16 protein-coding genes are annotated in these 19,233 nt (G+C 71.2%); 8 read left to right on the top strand and 8 right to left on the bottom strand.

The features are described 5' to 3' along the window. Positions 1-22 precede the first annotated feature (22 nt). From ACIPYQ_RS12785 to ACIPYQ_RS12765, 5 genes are all read left to right on the top strand, one after another. Entirely contained in the window at positions 23-739 is a 717-nt protein-coding gene (locus tag ACIPYQ_RS12785) for a DUF6333 family protein (RefSeq protein WP_401249643.1), read from the top strand. A 210-nt stretch (positions 740-949) separates the two neighbouring features. After that, complete coding sequence (locus ACIPYQ_RS12780) at positions 950-3,406, top strand: hypothetical protein (protein ID WP_401249640.1); 2,457 nt, start codon at positions 950-952, stop codon at positions 3,404-3,406. Between the two features lie 964 nt (positions 3,407-4,370). Beyond that, positions 4,371-4,880: a hypothetical protein gene (locus ACIPYQ_RS12775; RefSeq protein WP_401249637.1), complete on the top strand. Its 510-nt coding sequence runs from the start codon at positions 4,371-4,373 to the stop codon at positions 4,878-4,880. Positions 4,881-5,619: 739 nt separating this feature from the next. Beyond that, the gene (locus ACIPYQ_RS12770; protein ID WP_401249635.1) at positions 5,620-6,477 is read left to right on the top strand and encodes a papain-like cysteine protease family protein; all 858 of its coding nucleotides are present in this window, start codon (positions 5,620-5,622) and stop codon (positions 6,475-6,477) included. A 14-nt stretch (positions 6,478-6,491) separates the two neighbouring features. Then, a complete protein-coding gene (locus tag ACIPYQ_RS12765; RefSeq protein WP_401249632.1) occupies positions 6,492-7,427 on the top strand; it encodes a hypothetical protein in 936 nt (311 codons plus the stop codon). A gap of 960 nt (positions 7,428-8,387) precedes the next feature. On the opposite strand, the gene ACIPYQ_RS12760 is transcribed toward ACIPYQ_RS12765, so the two are convergent. Beyond that, on the bottom strand, positions 8,388-9,578 hold the full coding sequence (locus ACIPYQ_RS12760) for an acyl-CoA dehydrogenase family protein (protein WP_401249629.1): 1,191 nt from the start codon (positions 9,576-9,578) through the stop codon (positions 8,388-8,390). A 152-nt stretch (positions 9,579-9,730) separates the two neighbouring features. Here ACIPYQ_RS12760 and ACIPYQ_RS12755 point away from each other — a divergent pair, with 152 nt between their 5' ends. Beyond that, positions 9,731-10,282, top strand: coding sequence for a DinB family protein (locus ACIPYQ_RS12755; RefSeq protein WP_401249626.1), 552 nt, complete (start codon positions 9,731-9,733; stop codon positions 10,280-10,282). Positions 10,283-10,355: 73 nt separating this feature from the next. Here ACIPYQ_RS12755 and ACIPYQ_RS12750 read toward each other — a convergent pair whose 3' ends face one another. From ACIPYQ_RS12750 to ACIPYQ_RS12730, 5 genes are all read right to left on the bottom strand, one after another. Then, positions 10,356-11,426, bottom strand: coding sequence for a zinc-binding dehydrogenase (locus ACIPYQ_RS12750; RefSeq protein WP_401249623.1), 1,071 nt, complete (start codon positions 11,424-11,426; stop codon positions 10,356-10,358). Then, a complete protein-coding gene (locus ACIPYQ_RS12745) occupies positions 11,423-12,598 on the bottom strand; it encodes an LLM class flavin-dependent oxidoreductase (protein WP_401249621.1) in 1,176 nt (391 codons plus the stop codon). The genes ACIPYQ_RS12750 and ACIPYQ_RS12745 overlap by 4 nt, the downstream gene beginning before the upstream one ends. Before the next feature lie 123 nt (positions 12,599-12,721). Beyond that, on the bottom strand, positions 12,722-13,249 hold the full coding sequence (locus ACIPYQ_RS12740) for a hypothetical protein (protein ID WP_401249618.1): 528 nt from the start codon (positions 13,247-13,249) through the stop codon (positions 12,722-12,724). 29 nt (positions 13,250-13,278) lie between these two features. Beyond that, a complete protein-coding gene (locus tag ACIPYQ_RS12735) occupies positions 13,279-14,115 on the bottom strand; it encodes a ketose-bisphosphate aldolase (RefSeq protein WP_401249615.1) in 837 nt (278 codons plus the stop codon). Continuing rightward, positions 14,112-15,014, bottom strand: a complete 903-nt coding sequence (locus tag ACIPYQ_RS12730) for an SIS domain-containing protein (protein WP_401249612.1) — start codon at positions 15,012-15,014, stop codon at positions 14,112-14,114. Before ACIPYQ_RS12730 ends, ACIPYQ_RS12735 begins: the two co-directional genes overlap by 4 nt. Before the next feature lie 190 nt (positions 15,015-15,204). Between ACIPYQ_RS12730 and ACIPYQ_RS12725 the strand changes: the two genes are divergently transcribed. Then, positions 15,205-15,984, top strand: coding sequence for a DeoR/GlpR family DNA-binding transcription regulator (locus tag ACIPYQ_RS12725; RefSeq protein WP_401249609.1), 780 nt, complete (start codon positions 15,205-15,207; stop codon positions 15,982-15,984). A gap of 89 nt (positions 15,985-16,073) precedes the next feature. Further along, on the top strand, positions 16,074-16,850 hold the full coding sequence (locus ACIPYQ_RS12720) for an MBL fold metallo-hydrolase (protein WP_401249606.1): 777 nt from the start codon (positions 16,074-16,076) through the stop codon (positions 16,848-16,850). Positions 16,851-16,899: 49 nt separating this feature from the next. On the opposite strand, the gene ACIPYQ_RS12715 is transcribed toward ACIPYQ_RS12720, so the two are convergent. After that, positions 16,900-17,814: a LysR substrate-binding domain-containing protein gene (locus tag ACIPYQ_RS12715; RefSeq protein WP_401249603.1), complete on the bottom strand. Its 915-nt coding sequence runs from the start codon at positions 17,812-17,814 to the stop codon at positions 16,900-16,902. A 134-nt stretch (positions 17,815-17,948) separates the two neighbouring features. Continuing rightward, entirely contained in the window at positions 17,949-19,157 is a 1,209-nt protein-coding gene (locus ACIPYQ_RS12710) for a glycine C-acetyltransferase (protein WP_361762112.1), read from the bottom strand. Positions 19,158-19,233 lie beyond the last annotated feature (76 nt).

Below are 19,233 nucleotides of genomic sequence, written 5' to 3'. Positions count from 1 at the left end.
GCCGGCCGTTACGGTGGCCCGCATGAACGAGAACACCTACTGGACCTCTGCGCCGGACCGGATCGTGCGCGGCTCGATGAGCCTGTGCCATCTGACAGTGTTCGAGGCGCCATTCAACGTCGACGCCCGCAACCTGCCCCCCAACGACCCCGAGCGCGCACGCGCGTTCGTCGAGTCGTTCGAGGGCATCGAGGCCGTCCTGGAGGACCTCGGGCCGCGCTCCGCGCAGACCCCGCTCCCCTCGGCAGCAAGGTCTGATCTCGACATCGTGCACGCTGCGGCGTGGGGCGGCATGTTGAGCATCGTGACTCCCGCGTTCGCGACCGACGGCAACGACGAGCCGCTCCGGTCGGCCGCGAAGGAGTTGCGCGAGCGGTTCCCGGATGCGCGGATCGTGGGACGGGTCTCCTACCACGGGGGGATGGAGCACACCGAGAACATCGTGTGGCTGCCGGACGGAACGATGTTCCACGCATCGGGATGGCCGGATGACGAGCCGTTCGTCGTCTCGGGCGATCCGCATGCGGTGATCGCTTCCCTGGATCTCAGGGGGTGGATGGTGGACAACGCCGGCGTCGACCTGGACGTGCCCGCGAACGAGGTCTACTGGGCGGGCTTGGGGGGCTTGGCACTCGGGCAATCGGATCCGTGGGGGTGGGAGGAGATGGAGACGACGGCGTTCCGTGTTCGGCACTCCGAAGACGCGGTCAGGGACATGGAGAGCTTGTACTTCGTCTAGGCGGATGTCGGCGGGTGCCCCTCGGGCCGAGGGTTGCGATGCGTGAACTGGCGGCCCGCACAGTAGTGTTGACGCCTCGCCGACACGCTTTAACTCGTCTTTACTTGTGGCAAGTGGGGGCTATGGTGGTCGGGTGGCGCGTACATGTCACGGGGGCCCGCGCGCCGCCCACACCCCCTCAGGCCCCACCGGAGAGGGAAAGACGAGCTCTTGAACAAACACATTCGAATACCGTCCAAGTGGCGGTTCGCGGCCAGGTTAACGGCCGCTGTCGGCCTGACAGTCGCGATCGTCACCACCGGGCTCCAGGCCGTCGAGGCCGCGCCACCGAAGCTGCCGCCGGTCTCGGCGAAGATGAAGGCGGGATCCGGGAAGCGCTGCGACACCCGCAACGGCCTCCCGACCGCCCCGACGACACCGCCGGACTCCGGGTTCCCCGACAACCCGACCGGGAACCTGTACAAGGACACCGCCCTCCCCAAGAACTTCGAGTTCGACCTTCCGGGACAGGCGTACGACGGCCTGCAGACACCGACAGCCGCACAGAAGACCGAGGCCCTGTCGAAGGTCCCCGGGGACCTGGACAAGAACGTCGAGGCATGGAAGAAGATCGCCAACGCGTCGGGGAAGCCTGCGGACCGGGCGATGGAGATCTACGCCCGGTACTTCGCGAACAAGGAGAACCTGGGGTTCAAGCACTGGTTCGACAAGCGGTACATCCGCAACCAGGTCAACAACCACAAGGGCTCGGGCTTCGAACGGCAGCTCGTCAAGGACTTCAAGCTGATCGGCCCGGACTGGCTGTGTGAGGTCACCGTCGAGCTGTTCGACAAGAACGGCGACAAGGTCGGCGAGCGCCGGTACGACGCCTACAACCAGAAGAGCAAGGAGTTCAACGAGTTCAAGTCGAACTCGAAGCTGACGGCGAAGCAGCTCGCGAGTGACCGGGTCGTCGCCAAGTCGATGCCCGACCACAAGTTCCGCTTCACCGGCGCGAAGCCCTTCACCAAGGGCCAGGTCAAGCTCATCGACGACCTGGAACGCGACGTCCGCAACATGCGGAACGGGAAGACCGGGCAGGTGCGCGGAAACCAGCGCATGTACAACCCGGTGCCCAAGACCACCCCGATCCAGGGGTATTCGGACCATCAGCGGTGGTTCGCGCCCGCCTGCCAGACCGGCACGACGCAGCTCTCGGCGGCCGGCGCCAACACGTGCGGCACCCGCGGCCCCGCCAACGACCGGGCCCTGTCCTCCGGGAAGACCCTGGAAGAGGCGAAGCGCTACCAGCGGGACGCCAACCGCCTCGACCCGAGGGGCACCCTCCCCAGGGGCGGCCCGGGCGGCGTCGACTTCACCACCATGGAACTCCGGTACGTCGGCGGCCTCGAAAAGGGCAAGGGCATGAGCTACTCCATGCGCGCCGACCAGATGCCCGACCCGGACAACAACCCCGGCTTCGGCGGCGAAACCCGGATGCAGCTCTCCTCCGACGCCCTGTTCACCTGGCTCGCCCTGACCCCCGAAAAGTTCTGGGTCAACCTGAATCCGGACCAGCCGAACAAGGTCATGGACGCCAAGTTCGGCAAGACCGACGCCGGCCGCGTCCTCCTCGACGCCGACCTGGTCATGAAGCACGACTTCTCCGAAGCCCTGAACCCCGACAAGCATCCCGGGGGCAAGCGGTACTGGGACACCGCGCCGCGCCGCAACGGCATCCCCTGCTTCCCCGGTACCCGCTTCTGGATCGAGCCCGACGAGGCCAAGGTCCGCGAGCAGGACGGCGGGATCTACATCCTCGAATCGCCGATGGACGTCTCCGCCGAGTGGCTGGACGTCGACTACACCGTCCCCGGCTCCACCGAATGCACCGACCTCTCGGACGCCGAGAAGAAGGCCATCGAAGTCTCGGTCAACGCCAACATCGTCCCGGTCATCCAGGAGCGGGTGAACAAGGACCCCAAGTACGCCGAGCTGCGCGCCGTCTACAACGCCCGCGTCGCCGCCGAGTACATCCGTCAGCAGGACGCCAAGTCCCCGACGGACTTCCACGACATCATCAACTCCAACGACGTCTCGGCCTGGCCGATCCGCGCTCCGCATGAGGACTGGACCCGTGAAAAGGTCTGGGACAAGTACATGCAGTCCATCAAGGAGGGCATCGAGTGGTTCGAGCTGGAGTACGGCGGCAAGCTGTACAAGCAGGGCGTCGGCGGCGTCGACTTCTCCAAGCAGCCCAAGCAGAACATCCCCAAGGCCCAGTTCGACACCCAGAACCAGGACCTGGACAACACCACCGTCAACTCCGGCAAGTCCGATGACACCTCCTACCGGGACCTCGACACCTTGTACCTCGGCGGAGGCCCGGCCGCGGACGGCAGCGGCGAGGACCCGGGCGGCGAGGATCCCGGCGGCGACCCCACCCCGACACCGACCCCGTCGGGCACCGGCAAGCCGACCAACCCCCCGACGACCCCGGCCCCGGACCCCACGAACCCCGGCGGCGGTGACAACACGCCGCCCACACCGGAGGACCCCGACGGCGACCTCGCCGACACCGGCTCCCACACACCGGTGGGCCTGATCGCCGGTCTCGCCGCTGCCCTGGCAGCGGCCGGCGTCACCCTGACGTGGTGGATGCGGCGCCGCCGCACCGCGCAGGAGTAGCCCGACCAGGCAGTCACGTCTCACAGTGAAGGGCTCCACCCGTAAGCTACGCGCCGGGTGGAGCCCTTCACCGTCCAACCTGCATCGATGCCACCCATCCCTCCCCGTCTCTGACCGGAGGGACGCACTCTTCTTGGCACTTCCGTACAGCAGCTCAGCAGAACTCGGGCGCAGCACGCCGCCGTGGGCACAGTCGACGACCAAGGCGCGTTCCTTAGGCAGAGGTTGAGCGTGGGTGCGGACCGTGCCGCGCCAGAGGCGGGGGCTGCCGACCGGGACTGGAGACGGCGCATGTGACGGCTGCCGATCTGCCCACAGGCGGCAGCGCCACGGGGCGAGGAGCAGCGAACCCCCGACGCTTCTCCATGCGCTGCCATTGCATGCACCTGCCGGATCCGTGCGCTCCTGACGCGCCGGGCCGATGATGCGTCCCACCCGGACGGATGGATGCGTCAGGGCCGGGCCGGGATCACGGGCTCGCGACCTTGAGGATTGGGTTGTCAGCGCGTCAGCCCCTATTGCCTGCCCCGACGGCCCGAGGTTTTGGCCGAGCCTGAGCACTTTGATCCCTCCAGCGTGAAGCCTACGTACCGTTCGGCGAGGCACCCGTAAATGCATCGGCGACGCTCAACGCAAGATCACTTTGGCGACCCTAGCGGCCTGGGACCCGTCACGGCATGGAGGGACAGGCGGCCTGGTGATAGCAGAACGGGTGAGCCGCGCGTTCAGCGAACGGACTCCGCTGATCGGGTGTTCTGCCCTGCGGGCCGGTGTCTGCGCCGCCGCCTGCGGGTGGTGCGCCGCGCATGACCGGAATTGAACTCAGCAGCGCCGCGTTCGACGGTCACGCCGTGATCCCCCGCCGGTACAGCAGGGAGGGGGAGAACATCTCGCCGCCTCTGACCTGGGCAGGGGTGGGCTGCCGTGGCCCAATGACTTTGGGCGCGTGGGCTGGGATGGTCCGATGCCTCCGCCGGGGCACGGGCCACACCGCTACTTCTTCCGCCTGTACGCCCTGCCCGAGGCGCTCAGCCTGCACGGCCGATGGACCGTCGACACCGTGCACCGCGCACCGCGCGGTCGAGGGCAAGGAACTGGCCGTCGGAACTCTGGTCGGCACCTATCAGCGCTGATCGCCGCGCGAGCCGGAATCCTCGGGGCGCGACCGGCGTCCGTCGACGGTGCAGCCGCGCACCCGGGGCGAGGCCGGACGTCAGTTCCAGGTTCCGGACTCCGCGCTCGAGCGTCACCCAGCCGCAGCCAGTGCAGTGCGATCGCCCGCCCGGGACGCTCGATGTCGCGCGAGGTATCCGGGACAGCAGCCGTGTCGCGACCACCGGAACCCGTCCAGAGGCGGCCGCCTCGACTGGGCGGGCAGGGACGCGCTCATTCCAGGCAAAACCTGAAGTCGACTTTCCTTCATCAAATGATGGAGAGTCACGCGGCGCACACTCTGGGCGATTTAACTACTTGACAGCGCGTCCAATAAAGGACCACGGTAGATCAAGTTTGCGTAAAGTCCCACGCTCCACGTGGCCGTTGAATGGCCTGGACCAATGGCTCCGAGATCCTCAACCCGTCGAAAACGCACCGGGATTGACTGTCTGTCACATCGCCCCTTTATGGTGATTGAATTCGCGACATCTTCGCGCGTAGAGCAAGGGCGTTCAGGTCCCCCGATCTCTCTGGCAGGATTCCCGGCACCCAATCCAGTCAAGGAAAGAGGTGCGGTTGTGCGTGGTCGCGGAATGCCTGAATCTCGACTTCACCGGCAGTGCAAGGCCGTCGATCTGCCTGAATGTGACGCTCGGTCAATTCGCGTCGCCCGGCTGTAGTTGCCCGGCCCCCGGTCGCCGTCCACGGCGACTCGCATCCCCGCCTGCGGAACCGCAAGAAGCTGGTCGGGGAGCGTTGGCCGGCGGCATGAGCGCGGCCGCCGCCGAAGGCGCCGCCGTCGGTCCATCGTCTCCGATGTCTGCCCGGCCGGTCACGGCAGCCTCATCGGCAATGCGGCGCCGTCCCTGGGGCGTTGGCGGTGAGGGGGTCGCGGCTGCAGCTGGTCGAGTCGCCCCCTGTGCCGCTGCTCCGGTGAGTGGCCGCCGCCCGCTTCGAGCGCCGCTCCGGTCGGTTCTGACTGGCCTGACCAACTGACTATTCGTCACTTATGGGAGCGCCGCCAGGCAAGCCCGTTCCCGCATTTCAGATCAAGGAGCATGATGCACAAACGTCGCGCGTCCCGCCGCAAGAAAGCGCTGATAGCCGCGATCACCGCCGCGCTCTCCGGCGGTCTGCTCTTCGGCTTCAATGCCCTCGCCCAGGCCGACGTGGTCAGCGGCACGGTCATCGGCGGGCAGGGCAACTACAAGACCGTCAACCACCGGGCCAAGCCGTCCCTCTCGGCCCAGGTGAAGGGGTCCTCGAAGGTGGGCGCCGCGATCCAGATGTCCTGCCGGACCACCGGCGACACCGTGGAGAACAACCCGAGGTGGATCTTCACCGGCTCGTTCTACATCGCCGACGCCTTCATCAAGGAAAACACCACCTCCCTGCCGGTCTGCGGTTCAACCCCGAACCCGAAACCCACCCCCACGACCGCGAAGACACTCGGCATCGACATGCAGAAGCAGGTCAGGACCCAGTGGTGCTGGGACGCCTCCGGCGTGACCATCGCCAAGCACTGGGGCCGCTCCGTCAGCCAAGAGCAGTTCTGCCAACTCGCAGCCCAGGGAACCTGGGTGAACTGCAACAACCAGCCTGCGACGCTGGAGGACATGGCCAATGGCCTGGCCAGGCTGGGACTGAGGAACAGCGGCCGCAGCCTGTACCGCAACGCCTCGTTCGGTGAGTCCGCCGCCGAGATCGACGCAGGCCGGCCGTTCGCCGTTCGGTTCGGCTGGCGCACCGGCGGCGGTCACATGAACGTCATCTACGGCTACGACAGCGCCACCAACATGATCGCGGTCGGCGACCCGTGGCAGACCACCCAGACCTACACCTGGTGGAACCACTCCACTTACACGAACAACAACTCGTTCCAGTGGACCCACTCCCGCATCGGCATCCAGGGCTGAGGAGCAGACCGACCATGCAGACCATGCGACACGCCAGGCACGCTGCACTCCGGGCCGCCGTCCTCGCCACGGCCGCGCTCGCCGCCGCCCTGTGCGGAATCGTTCCCGCACAGGCTGCGGAAGGCGACGGCATAGCGGGCTACCAGTCGGCCCAGCAAGCCCTCGGGAGTGACCAACTCCGCAACACCGTCTCCCGCTTCCTGGTCTCGGCCCGGCAGCCCCGCACCGCCCCCGCCGCGGACGGCGGCACCGTCGGCACCCCTGGGAACGCACCCGCCGCGGTCGCCGCGCCGCCCGGGTTCGATCTGAACAAGGACCCGGTGCCGATGTTCGAGATCAGCCCCGAGTTCGTGACCGGCAAGACCCGGGCGACCCCGCAGACCGCGCTCCGGCTCTCCTACCTGGCCTCGCGGGTGACCGCCTCCGACGGCAAACACGCCGCCGTATTGCTCGCACCCAAGGGGAACGCCGCTACGCCGGCAAGCGGCGAGCAGAACGTCGGTGCCGAGGGCTGGCAGCTAGCGGGCATCCGGGACGGGGACGCCGAGGTCGGCTTTGCCGAGCGCGGCACTCCCCAGGCCCGTACCTTCACCGAGCCGCAGATCCACGCCTGGTACCGGCTCACCGCCGAAGGCATGGTCGAGCCGCTCAACGAGGAAGCGACCACCGGCCTCGGTGGAAAGCACGGAATCACCCTCGCCGCCTACCAGAAGTTGGTCACCGCCCGCTACGGCGACAAGATGCCCGGCTCGGAATACGACCGCAAGGGCCTGGCCGGCGGATACGGCGGCCTCGTGGAGAACCAGCCGGAGCAGGTCACTGCTGCATCCGGTAAACCGGCGCCCGAGTCGTCCTGGCAGCCGATCTCCGCCACCGCGGCCGCAGCCGTGGCAGGGGTCGCCGGTGCGGTCGTCTACGCGCGCCGCCGGAGAACTGCCACCACCCGCTGATCCGGCTCCATAAGCCGGGCCCCTTCTCCGTGCTCAGCCCGGCGGCTTCCGTCACCGGATCCGCACAGGCGCGGGAAGGAGGCCCGGCCCCTGTCTGTCAACGCAGGAGCACGTCCGGGCCGGTGGGGTACGACCTCGTGGAGAATCTCACGGCAGGCAGTCCACCCGTTCGACGTGGGTTGCCCGCCGACGTGGGCGGGCCGGGTTCCACGTCCTGCTCGGCCGTGGATTCTCGGATCAGTTCCATGTCCCATCTCGCCCGAACCCGCCACCTGCGGACGGCCGGTGCGCCTCGCCGTACACGAGTACGTCGATGTCGTCGGGTTCGGCCTGGCTGCTGCCCGAACGGCCGGTGACAGTCTGGGCTTACGCGCAGGGTTCCGGGGGGCGTTGCGGCCGTCACCCGCGCCCGCACCATCACGGCCACTACCACCGGCAGCGACCTCGTCCCGGTCCAGCGGCCGCGAACTGTTCCGACTCCTGAGGATCACCGCTGGTCAGAAGGGAGACAGTCCGCAGTTCGCGGCCATGGTGGAGGGCATCCAGGTTCCCCGCCTGGTGCCGGGCCGTCCCCGCGTCCGTCCGCTGCGGGTCCGCGGCGACAAGGCGTATTCCTCTCGGGTCAACCGTGCCCATCTGCGGCGGGGGGATCCACTGCACGATCCCGGAGCCGGCCGACCAGGCTGGCCACACGCACAGGCCGGTGACCCGGATGCCGCCGGTGGCCCGATCCAGCGGAAACCGGCCTCCTCCAGTGCCACCGGGCGGGATGCGTGTCGTCGTGACCCGTGACGAAGTGCCCGAGGGCGCCCGGCTCGGGGCGTGAAGACCTCCTCTGCTGGTGATCGGCAGCGTACAGGCCGACCTTGTGAGGCAAACTTGGCACCGACAGGTGCGTGCGCAGGACGCGGTGCCAACTATCCCTCTTTTGTGCCAACTAAAAAGCTTCGTCACAGCCGCTCAGCGGCGGACCCTGGGCATGCCCAGGCCGATCCAAGAGATGATCTCGCGCTGGATCTCGTTGTTGCCGCCGCCGAAGGTGAAGATGACGGCGCTGCGGTAGCCGCGTTCGAGTTCGCCGTGGAGGACCGCGCCGGCGGAGCCGTCCTTGAGGGAGCCGGCCGCGCCGACGATCTCCATGAGCCAGGCGTACGCGTCCCGGCGGGCCTCGGAGCCGTACACCTTGACCGCGGAGGCGTCCTGGGGGGTGAGGGTGCCGGCCTGGACGGCGTTCACCATCTGCCAGTTGAGCAGCTTCATCGCGTCGAGCCGGGCGTGGGTGCGTGCGAGGCGGCCGCGCACCCAGCCGAGGTCGATGACGCGGCGGCCGTCGGCGAGTTTGGTCGCGGCGGCCCAGCGCTGGACGTCGTGGAGGGCCCGGATGGCCATGGTGCCGTGCGCGGCCAGGGTGACGCGCTCGTGGTTGAGCTGGTTGGTGATCAGGCGCCAGCCCTTGTTCTCCGCGCCGACCCGGCGGTTCGCGGGGACGCGGATGTTCTCGTAGTAGCTGGCGGTGGTGTCGTGCGAGGCGAGGGTGTTGATCAGGGTGCAGGAGTAGCCGGGGTCGGAGGTCGGCACGAGGAGCATGGTGATGCCCTTGTGCGCGGGCGCGTCCGGGTCGGTGCGGACGGCGAGCCAGACCCAGTCGGCGGTGTCGCCGTTGGTGGTCCAGATCTTCTGGCCGTTGACGATGTACGTGCCGCTCTCCTCGTCGCCCTCGCGGACGGCCTTGCACTTGAGCGCCGCGAGGTCGGTGCCGGCATCGGGCTCGCTGTAGCCGATGGCGAAGTCGATCTCCCCCGCGAGGATCTTCGGCAGGAAGTACGCCTTCTGCTCGTCGGTGCCGAACTGCATGATGGTCGGCCCGACGGTGTTGAGGGCCATCAGTGGCAGCGGTACGACGGCCTGCGCGGCCTCGTCGAAGAAGATGAACTGGTCCATCGGGGACATCCCGCGGCCGCCGTACTCCTCGGGCCACCCGACGCCGAGCCAGCCGTCCGCCCCGAGGCGGCGGATCGTCTCGCGGTAGTACCGCTTCTGGGCGGCCGGGTCCTCGTAGCGGGCGTAGACGTCGTCGGGGACCAGCTCGGCGAAGTAGGCGCGCAGCTCGGTGCGCAACTGCTGCTGCTCAGGCGTGTATTCGAGGTGCACGGCCCCTCCGGGAGTCTCGCGGTCCAGCCGGTTCGCTGTGGCGGCGGTCAGAGTAGAACCAGTTTCAGAAATTCGGAAGGGCCGGGGACGGGTGCCGGCGGTTCCAGCACCCGTGTGCCGGCGGTTCCGCGGCGCCGTTCATACTCTCGGCCATGACGAACCCACGGAGCAGAGCGGAATTCTTCGTCGAGCCCGAGCGGGACGGCCGTTTCAGCGGCCCCGCGACCGGCGACGAACGGCGCATGCTGGTCGCCTTCCTGGCCGACCACCGCGCGACCCTGGAACTGAAGTGCTCGGGTCTGGGAGAGGAGTTGGCGCGGCGCGCCGTGGAGCCGTCCACGCTCTCCCTGCTGGGACTGGTCCGGCACCTCGCCGATGTGGAGCGCCGCTGGTTCAGGAAGGTCCTGGCCGGGCAGGACGCGCCGCCGCTGTACTCCTCCGCGGCCGAACCGGACGGGGACTTCGACGGCGCCGAGGCCCACCCCGCGGCCGTCGAGGCGGCCTGGGAGGCGTGGCGCCACGAGGTGGCCTTCGCCGAGCGCTTCGTCGCCGAGGCGCCCGGCCTCGACGTCGAGGCCGTCGACGCGTGGCGCGGGAAGGTGTCCCTGCGCTGGGTCCTCATCCACATGGTCGAGGAGTACGCCCGGCACAACGGCCACGCCGACCTGCTCCGCGAGCGGATCGACGGAGCCGTCGGGATCTGAGGCGTTGGCATCTGAGGCGTTGGCAACTGAGGCCTCGGCATCCGAGCCGTAGGCATCTGCGCGGCCGGCCACCTCACCGTGGTGCGGCCGCGCCGATCCCCGTGCCCGGCAGGCCCGGTCGGATGAGGACCTTGATGTGCTCCTCCGGCCGGCGCAGAGAGGCGAAGGCCGCGTCCAGGCCGCCGAATCCGGCCTCGCCGGTGACCAGCGCGGCCGGGTCGATCCGCCCGTCGGCGAGCCGTGCCAGCGTGGCGCCGAACTCCGCCGGCGGGTAGGTGAGGCACATCCGGATGGTCACGTCCTTGTAGATGCCGACCACGGGGCGGATCACGTCCTCGGTCATCACCCCACCGATCTGCAGGATCTCGGCGCCGCGCGGGACGGTGTGCAGGAGCCGGTTCAGCATGCCGGGGACGCCCACGCAGTTGACGACCACCATGGGCCGTGCACGCGCCCCGGCCAGCTCCGCGCAGCGGGCCACCGGATCCTCGTCGGCCGGGTCGACCACCGCGTGCGCGCCCAGCCGGGCCGCGGCCGCGCGCCGCAGCGCCGAGGGGTCGGAGGCCACGACCGGCCCGGCGCCGCGCTCCAGCAGGGCCGCGACGGCGCCGAGGCCCACCGGGCCGCAGCCGGCGACCACGGCCGGACTGCCCTCACCGGCGGAGCTGCGCGCGATGTTCCCGAAGCCGACGGCCAGCGGCTCGGTGAGGGAGGCCAGTGCCAGGTCCAGGGAGTCCGGTACGGACAGCAGCGCCTGCGCCTGTACGACGATCCGCTCGCCGAATCCGCCGGGGAAGGTGTTGCTGTAGCCGACCGTACGGACCACTCCCCCGGCGTCGAGCGCCCAGGGCAGGCCGACGACCCCGGTCCCCGGTTCGGGGCCGCTCGCGCCGGGCCCGTACGCCAGCACGCGCCCGGAGAACTCGTGGCCCATGACCAGCGGCCGGTCCGGGTCGAAGAGGAAGCCGGTGGTGCCGCTGTCCCGGGAGGCGCGGAGGAAGTCCTCGGTGTGGGCGACCGCGCTGAGGTCGGATCCGCAGATCCCGCAGGCCGCCGTCTCCACGAGCGCCTGGCCGGGCCCGGGCACGGGATCCGGGTGCTCGCGCACGAGGAACCGGCCGCCCTCCAGTACCGCCGCCCTCAACGGACCTCTCCCTTGCGGGCGATGGCCTCCAGGGTGGAGCGGCGTACGGCGGAGACGAAGCGCTCGCTGTTGCGGCCGGCCCATTCGAGACTGGCGCGGCGGGCGTCGGTGGCACCGGTGAGGCGGGGGACGACCCGCTCGGCGAAGAGCTCCAGGCTGCGCAGGCCGGCCGCGGGCTCGGCGATGTCCAGCTGGAGGATCAGGAAGGTGCCGAAACCGCCGCTCCGTTCGGCCAGTTGGGCGATGCGCTCGACGGCGTCCTCGGGACTTCCGATGACGGCGCGGCCGAAGGTGGGCAGCCCTTCCGTGGTCCACCGTTCGACGGCTCCGGCGGCCGTGCCGCACCCGTCCAGCCGGGTCCCGCCGAGCGTCTCGATGTACGCCACCAGATCAGCAGCGCCGAACTCGGCTTCTTTCAGGGCCTGTTCGCGGGTCTCGGCGAGGTGCACCGGGGTAACCAGCCGCCACCCGGACCGGTCCGCGGGCCGGCCCGCCTCGGCGCAGGACCGTTCGTACGCCGCCCAGTTGGTGTCGAGGGCGGCGAAGCCGGCCGGGTCGGCGGCGGCCAGCGACAGCATCCCCACCCCGTGCCGGCCGGCCAGCACGGCCCCGGTGGGCGAGACCGCCGAGGCCACGGCCACCTCCAACTCCCTACCCCGGTACGGTCCCAGTTGGAGCCGGGCCTCCTCCAGGGCGAACCAGTCGGTGGCGGCCGTCACGGTCTCCCCGCGCAGCAGCCGCAGGATCGCGTCCAGCGAGTCGGACATCATCTCGCGCGAACGCAGCGGATCGACACCCATCATGAAGGCGTCCGAGGGCAGTTGCCCCGGTCCGGCCCCGAGCATGGCCCGGCCGCGGGACTGCTGGTCGAGCTGGCAGATCCGGTCGGCGAGGATCAGCGGCTGGTGGTACGGGAGGGAGTTGACCCCGGTGCCGAGCCTGATCCGGCCGGTCCGCTCGGCGGCCGCCGCGAGGAACACCTCGGGCGAGGCGATGATCTCGTACCCGGCGGAGTGGTGCTCCCCCACCCACACCTCCTCGTACCCGAGCCGGTCGAGCGCGGCGACGAGGTCGAGGTCCCGGCGCAGCTGCAGCGCCGGGTCGCGGTCGGGCCGGTGGTAGGGGGCGAGGAACGCCCCGAACCGGGTGGGGAGATACGGCTGCACAGGCATCGGCGAAGGGCCCTTCCGTCGTACGGCACGGCACGTCTGCCGTACGACGAAACACGGTGCGCGGCGCACCTTCAACAGCGCCGCCGGCGTCCTCCCGCTGAGTGGGACGTCCGCCCCCGGACGTCAGGTGTAGAGGTAGAGGAGGTCGAAGTGGACGAGGTCCCGGGCCTCGTCGAGGTGGTACGCGCCCGAGGGGTGGCCGTCCGACTGCGGGCGGTTCACGTACGCGTCGAACTGCGGGCTGTGCTGCCAGGCGGCGTCGGCGGGCGAGTACTTCTCCAGCGGGGCCGGCAGCGCGGACGCGGGGACGGCGGGCGTGAAGGCGTACTCGGCGTTGCGCACGATCGCGGCCGCGCCGCCGGCCGCGAGGCGGGCGACACCGACCAGGCGGATCCGGGAGTCCGGGCTGGGGATGGTCCGGTCCCCAGGGCTCTCGTCGATGTCGTAGCCCACCCAGTGCGCCTCGGTCAGCTCGCCCACGTACGTCCCGAAGCGGGACTCCAACGGCTTGAGGTCGGTGCGGACCCGGACCTTGGACCGGTCCGGCTCCGGCCACGCGGCGTACGCCGTGAGGCCGCCCGCGGCCAGCAGCGGGAGGCCGGCGATCAGCAGGAACCTGCGCCGACTCGTACGTCCCGGCTGCGCTTCCACGACCGCCCCGCCCCCCGCCCCGATGCCCGTCAGTTCAAGGCGCTGATCATAGCCGCCGCGGTCGCCGTCATCGCCGTACGGGCGGCCGTCAGGTACGGCCGGGGGTCCGCCGGGGTCAGGTGGGTGCGGATGGCCTCGGTCATGGCCAGGTTCAGCGCGGTGCCGATGTTGACCTTGCGGATGCCGCCGGCGACGGCCGCCGCGAGCTCGGCGTCCGGCAGCCCGGAGGAGCCGTGGAGGACGAGCGGCACGTCCACCGTCTTGGCCAGCCGGGCCAGCAGCACGTGGTCCAGGGCCGCGGTCCGGCTGGTCATCGCGTGGCTGCTGCCGATGGCGACGGCCAGCGCGTCCACGCCCGAGTCGGCGACGAACCGGCGTGCCTCGTCGGGGTCGGTACGGGCGCCGGGCGCGTGCGGATCCAGCGGGGCGGCGCCGTTCTTGCCGCCGACCTCGCCCAGCTCGGCCTCGATCCACAGACCGTTGGCGTGCGCCCACTCGGCGGCGGAGCCCGTCGCCTCCACGTTCTCCGCGTAGGGGAGGTGCGCGGCGTCGTACATCACCGAGCTGTACCCGGCGTCGCAGGCCTGCCGGAGCAGATCCGCGCTCTTGACGTGGTCCAGGTGCAGGCCGACGGGGACCCCGGCGGCCTCCGCGCAGGCGGCGGCCGCGCGGGAGATGGGCAGCAGCCGCCCGCCGCGGAACTTCACGGCGTTCTCGCTCAGTTGCAGGATGACGGGCAGCCCGGTGGCCTCGGCCCCGGCCACGACGGCTTCGGCGTGCTCCAGGGTGATGATGTTGAAGGCGGCGACGGCGCGGCCCGCGCGGGCCGCTTCCAGGACGAGGGGGCCCGCGGGTACGAGGCTCATCGGACCGCCTCCTCGCCGGTGGTGAGGATCACCGAGCGGGTGAGGTGGCGCGGCGCGTCCGGATCCAGCTGCTGGTGGGCGGCGACGGCGAGGGCGAGGCGGTGCACGCGGACCAGTTCGGCGAGCGGGTCGAGCCGTCCGGCCACCCACTGGGCGCCGGTGGCCCGTACCTGCGCGGCGAGCCCCTCGGGGGCCTCGTCGAGCGACCAGGTGGCGGTGCCGGGTCCGGAGACGCTGATCGGCCCGTGCCGGTACTCCATCGCCGGGTAGGACTCCGCCCAGGACAGCGAGGCCTCCCGCATCTTCAGCGCGGCCTCGTTGGCCAGCCCGACGCTCCACCCGCGGCCGAGGAAGGTGAACTGCCCCCGGCTCGCCAGCTCGGTGGGCAGCGGCTCGGTGAGGGCGGTACGGGCGTCCGCGACCACGGCAGAGATGTGTAGCCCGACGTGGGCGCGCAGCAGGGTGAGGGCGGTGGTCGCGAAGCGGGTCTGCACGACGGACTGTTCGTCGGCGAAGTCGAGGACGACGAGCTCGTCCGCGAGGGTCATCACCGGGGTCGCGGGATCGCCGATGACCGCGGTCGTGGGCACGCCCGCGTCGCGGAGCGCGCCCAGCAGGTCCAGCACCTCGGTAGTGGTGCCGGATCTGGTCAGGGCGACGACCCGGTCGTAGCGGCGGTGGCGGGGGAACTCCGAGGCGGGGAAGGCGTCGGTCTCGCCCTGCCCGGCCTCCTCGCGCAGCACGGCAGCCGCCTGGGCCATGAAGTACGAGGTCCCGCACCCGACGATCGCGGTACGCTCCCCCGGCTGCGGCAGCACCGCCCGCCGGGCCGGGGCCAGTTCGGCGGCCCTCTCCCAGCATGCGGGCTGCGTGCCCAACTCGTACGCGACGTGACTCATACGGGCTCCCTCGTGCGACAGGCCGGTCTGAATGCGTGTTCCTGCAAGGTATCGGGCAGTTTCACGCAACTTCAAGCATCCACGGGGTGATCGACTGAGTTAGTGTCGCGGGGTGGGCCGGACGAGGCCGGGGGAAACGCACCGGCGAGCGCCGTGGAACGAATGTCGCAGTACACCGGAGGGGCGGACGATGACGCGCAAGGAGCGCTGGCAGGCACTGCTGGACCTGCTCGTGGAGCGGGGTGAGCTGGAGGTGGAGCCGGCCGCGGAGGCCCTCGGCGTGTCGGCCGCGACCATTCGCCGCGACCTCGACCAGCTCGCCGAACAGCAGCTGCTGGTCCGCACCCGCGGCGGGGCGGTCCTGCACGGGGTCTCGTACGAACTCCCGCTGCGCTACCGGACCTCGCGCCGCGCCGCCGAGAAGCGCCGGATCAGCGAGGCGGTGGCGGCCCTGGTCGCCCCGGGCGAGGTGATCGGCCTGACGGGCGGCACCACGACCACCGAGGTGGCGAGGGCCCTGGCCGGCCGCCCGGACCTGGCCCAGGGCTCGCCGGCGCTCACCGTGGTGACGAACGCCCTCAACATCGCGGGCGAGCTGGTGATCCGGCCGCAGTTCAAGATCGTGCTGACGGGGGGCGTCGCCCGCCCCCAGTCGTACGAGCTGACGGGGCCCCTCGCCGAGCAGGTGCTCGGTCAACTCGCCGTGGACACCGCGGTGCTCGGCGTGGACGGCTTCGACCCGGCGGACGGCGCGGCGACCCGCCACGAGGACGAGGCCTCGGTCAACCGCCTGCTGTGCGAGCGGGCCCGCCGGGTGGTGGTCGCGGCCGACTCCAGCAAGCTGGGCGTGCGCGCCTTCGCCCGGATCTGCGCCACCTCGTCGGTGGACGTGCTGGTGACGGACACGGGCCTGGCGGCGGGGGTGGCCCGGGAGTTCGAGGCCGCGGGCGTGCAGGTGGTACGGGTATGAGCCGCGGCCCCGGGCAGCCGTCGGGACCGGCGCGACCGTCGGGACCGGGTGGTTCACCGTCCGGTCCGCCGCCTGCCTGGACTCCCCGGGTGGACAGCCGACCCCTGAGCCTCACCGTCCTCGGCAGCGCCACTCCGTATCCGGCCCCGGACAACCCCTGTTCCGGCTACCTGGTGTCCGGCGGCGGCACGCGCGTCTGGATGGACGCCGGCACGGGGACGCTCGGACCGCTCCAGCGGTACGTCGGGCTGGCCGAGCTGGACGCGGTCTGGATCTCGCACCTGCACGCCGACCACAGCGCGGACCTCCTCACCGCGTACTACGGCCTGCTCTTCGCCGACGTCGAACGGACGGCGCCGCTACCGCTGTTCGGCCCGCCGGGCATCGTGGACCGGCTGGCCGGCTTCCTCACCAACGGCGCCGCGCGCAGCCCCGTCGAGTCCGCCTTCGCCGTCCACGAACTGCACGACGGACACCGGGCCCGGATCGGGTCCCTCGCGCTCACGAGCAGCGCCGTCGCGCACGGGATGCCGGCCTTCGCGGTCCGCGTCGAGGCCGGCGGCCGGTCGCTCGTCTACTCCGGGGACACCGCGCCGTGCACCGCGCTGACGGCCCTCGCCGAGGGGTGCGACCTGCTGCTGTGCGAGGCGGAGAGCGCCCGCCGGCCTTCGCCCGACGAGGGCGAACACCTCCACCACACGCCCGAGGAGGCCGGTACGACGGCGGCCGCCGCACGCGCCGGCCGGCTGGTCGTCACGCACGTGGGCCGCGGCCTCACCCCGGACGAGGCGGTGTCCCGCGCTGCGGCGCACTACGCCGGGCCGGTCGCCCACGCGGCGCCCGGGACCGTCTTCACGCTCGGCTGACCCGCCCGGACCGCCCGGCGCGCTGCGGTCGGCGTACGGCGTACCGCGCTCAGTGGGCCGGCAGCCGCTCGGACTCCCGGACCAGGGCGGCCAGTACGGGGGCGATCAGGGGATGGGTCTCAGCGCCGCGGCGGGTGGCGGCGAAGACCCGGCGGGTGGCGGCCGCGCCGGTGACCGGTCGGACCTGGACCTCCTTGAGGTCCATGCCCCGCAGCGCCGAGCGCGGTACGAGGGCCACCCCGGCCCCGGCACCCACCAGCGCCGTCACGGCGCGGAAGTCGTCGGAGGAGTGGACGAACCGGGGCTGGAAGCCCGCCAGTTCGCAGGCGAGCAGCGTCACGTCGTGGCACGGGTTGCCGGGGTACTGGCCCACCCAGTCCGAGTCGGACAGATCGGCCAGCGACACCGCGGGTGCGTCGGCCAGCGGGTGCCCCGAGGGCAGCACCGCGTCGAAGGGCTCCGCGTACAGCGGGAGGACCGACAGCCGGGCGTCGTCCGCCCCGGGCCCGCCCCGGTACTCGACCGCGAGGGCCACGTCCGCCTCGCCGTCCAGGAGCAGCGGCAGGCTCTGGTCGCCCTCCGCGTCCCGGACCCGCAGCCGGATGCCCGGCTGCTCCAGTGCGAGCCGGGCGATCGCCGGGGCCAGGACCTCCGCGATCCCCGTCGCGAAGGCGGCCACGGTGACCTCGCCCGCCGAGCCGCCCGCGTACGCGGCGAGTTCGGCCTCCGCCCGCTCCAACTGCGCCAGCACCTGGTGGGCGTGGCCGAGGAGGATCTCACCGGCCGCGGTGAGCCGTACACCGCGGCCGCTGCGGGTGAGCAGCGCGTGGCCCGTCTCCTGTTCCAGCGCCGCGAGCTGCTGGGAGACGGCCGAGGGGGTGAGGTACAGGGCTGCGGCCGCGGCGGTCACCGTACGGTGGTCCGCCACGGCCCGCAGGATGCGCAGCCGGCGGGGGTCGATCACCCCTCCATTGTCGCAGGCCACGTGGGTCCCTCCGGCCGCGGAGGTCGCTCTCGCCACCCCCGCGGCCCTGGCCACGCGGAGCGCTCCGACCCCTCAGGCCACTCGGGCCCGGGCCGTCAGGCCGGTCGGGCCGGTCAGGCCTTCTCGGCCGCCAGCGCCGCACGGGCGTCGACGAAGGCGGCCACCGCGCGCTCGACGTCGGCCGTCGAGTGGGCCGCCGAGAGCTGCACGCGGATGCGCGCCGCACCCATCGGCACCACCGGGTAGGAGAAGCCGATCACGTAGACCCCGCGCTCCAGGAGCAGCTCCGCCATCCGGGCCGCCTCCGCCGCGTCGCCGATCATCACGGGGGCGATGGCGTGGTCGCCGGGGAGGATCTCGAAGCCCGCCCCGGTCATCTTCGTGCGGAAGAGCGCGGTGTTGGCGGCGAGCTGCTCGCGCAGGTCACCGGCGGACTCCAGCAGGTCGAGGACCTTGAGGGAGGCCGCGGCGATGACCGGGGCGAGGGAGTTGGAGAAGAGGTACGGGCGCGAGCGCTGGCGCAGCAGCTCCACGATCTCGGCGCGCGCCGCGACGTAACCGCCGGAGGCGCCGCCGAGGGCCTTGCCGAGGGTGCCGGTGATGATGTCGACGCGGTCCATGACCCCGTGCAGTTCCGGGGTGCCGCGGCCGCCGGGGCCGACGAAGCCGACGGCGTGCGAGTCGTCGACCATGACCATGGCGTCGTAGCGCTCGGCCAGGTCGCAGATCTCGGCGAGCGGGGCGACGTAGCCGTCCATGGAGAAGACGCCGTCGGTGACGATCAGCTTGCGGCGGGCGCCTCCCTCGGTGGCCTCCTTCAGACGGGCTTCGAGCTCGGCCATGTCGCGGTTGGCGTAGCGGAAGCGCTTGGCCTTGCTCAGCCGGATGCCGTCGATGATCGAGGCGTGGTTGAGGGCGTCGGAGATGACCGCGTCCTCGGCGCCGAGGAGGGTCTCGAAGACTCCGCCGTTGGCGTCGAAGCAGGAGGAGTAGAGGATCGTGTCCTCCTGGCCGAGGAAGGCCGACAGCCGCGCCTCCAGCTCCTTGTGCACCTCCTGGGTGCCGCAGATGAAGCGGACGGAGGCCATGCCGTAGCCCCAGCGGTCCAGTGCGTCCTTCGCGGCGGCGACGACCTCGGGGTGGTCGGCCAGCCCCAGGTAGTTGTTGGCGCAGAAGTTGAGCACCTCTCCCGCCGTGCCGCCCGCGGTGACGGCGACGGCCGCGTTCTGCGGGGTGCCGATGACGCGCTCGGGCTTGTGCAGGCCGGCGGCGCGGATCTCGTCGAGGGTGGTGCGCAGGTCGTCGCGGACGGACTCGAACATGGGTGCGTTCTCCTTGTGCGGCGGAGTCGGACGAAGAGGAGTCGAAGGAAGAGGAGGGGGGCCGGGCCCCGCGGAG

The sequence above is a fragment of the Streptomyces sp. NPDC090045 genome (genome assembly GCF_044747975.1).
GTDB lineage: Bacteria > Actinomycetota > Actinomycetes > Streptomycetales > Streptomycetaceae > Streptomyces.
This window is presented reverse-complemented; position numbering and strand designations above follow the sequence as displayed.

Coding starts and splice junctions, on each gene's coding strand:
- ACIPYQ_RS12785 (WP_401249643.1), top strand. CDS start 23: ATGAACGAGAACACCTACTGGACCTCTGCGCCGGACCGGATCGTGCGC.
- ACIPYQ_RS12775 (WP_401249637.1), top strand. CDS start 4,371: ATGCCTCCGCCGGGGCACGGGCCACACCGCTACTTCTTCCGCCTGTAC.
- ACIPYQ_RS12770 (WP_401249635.1), top strand. CDS start 5,620: ATGATGCACAAACGTCGCGCGTCCCGCCGCAAGAAAGCGCTGATAGCC.
- ACIPYQ_RS12765 (WP_401249632.1), top strand. CDS start 6,492: ATGCAGACCATGCGACACGCCAGGCACGCTGCACTCCGGGCCGCCGTC.
- ACIPYQ_RS12755 (WP_401249626.1), top strand. CDS start 9,731: ATGACGAACCCACGGAGCAGAGCGGAATTCTTCGTCGAGCCCGAGCGG.
- ACIPYQ_RS12745 (WP_401249621.1), bottom strand. CDS start 12,598: ATGCCTGTGCAGCCGTATCTCCCCACCCGGTTCGGGGCGTTCCTCGCC.
- ACIPYQ_RS12735 (WP_401249615.1), bottom strand. CDS start 14,115: ATGAGCCTCGTACCCGCGGGCCCCCTCGTCCTGGAAGCGGCCCGCGCG.
- ACIPYQ_RS12730 (WP_401249612.1), bottom strand. CDS start 15,014: ATGAGTCACGTCGCGTACGAGTTGGGCACGCAGCCCGCATGCTGGGAG.
- ACIPYQ_RS12725 (WP_401249609.1), top strand. CDS start 15,205: ATGACGCGCAAGGAGCGCTGGCAGGCACTGCTGGACCTGCTCGTGGAG.
- ACIPYQ_RS12710 (WP_361762112.1), bottom strand. CDS start 19,157: ATGTTCGAGTCCGTCCGCGACGACCTGCGCACCACCCTCGACGAGATC.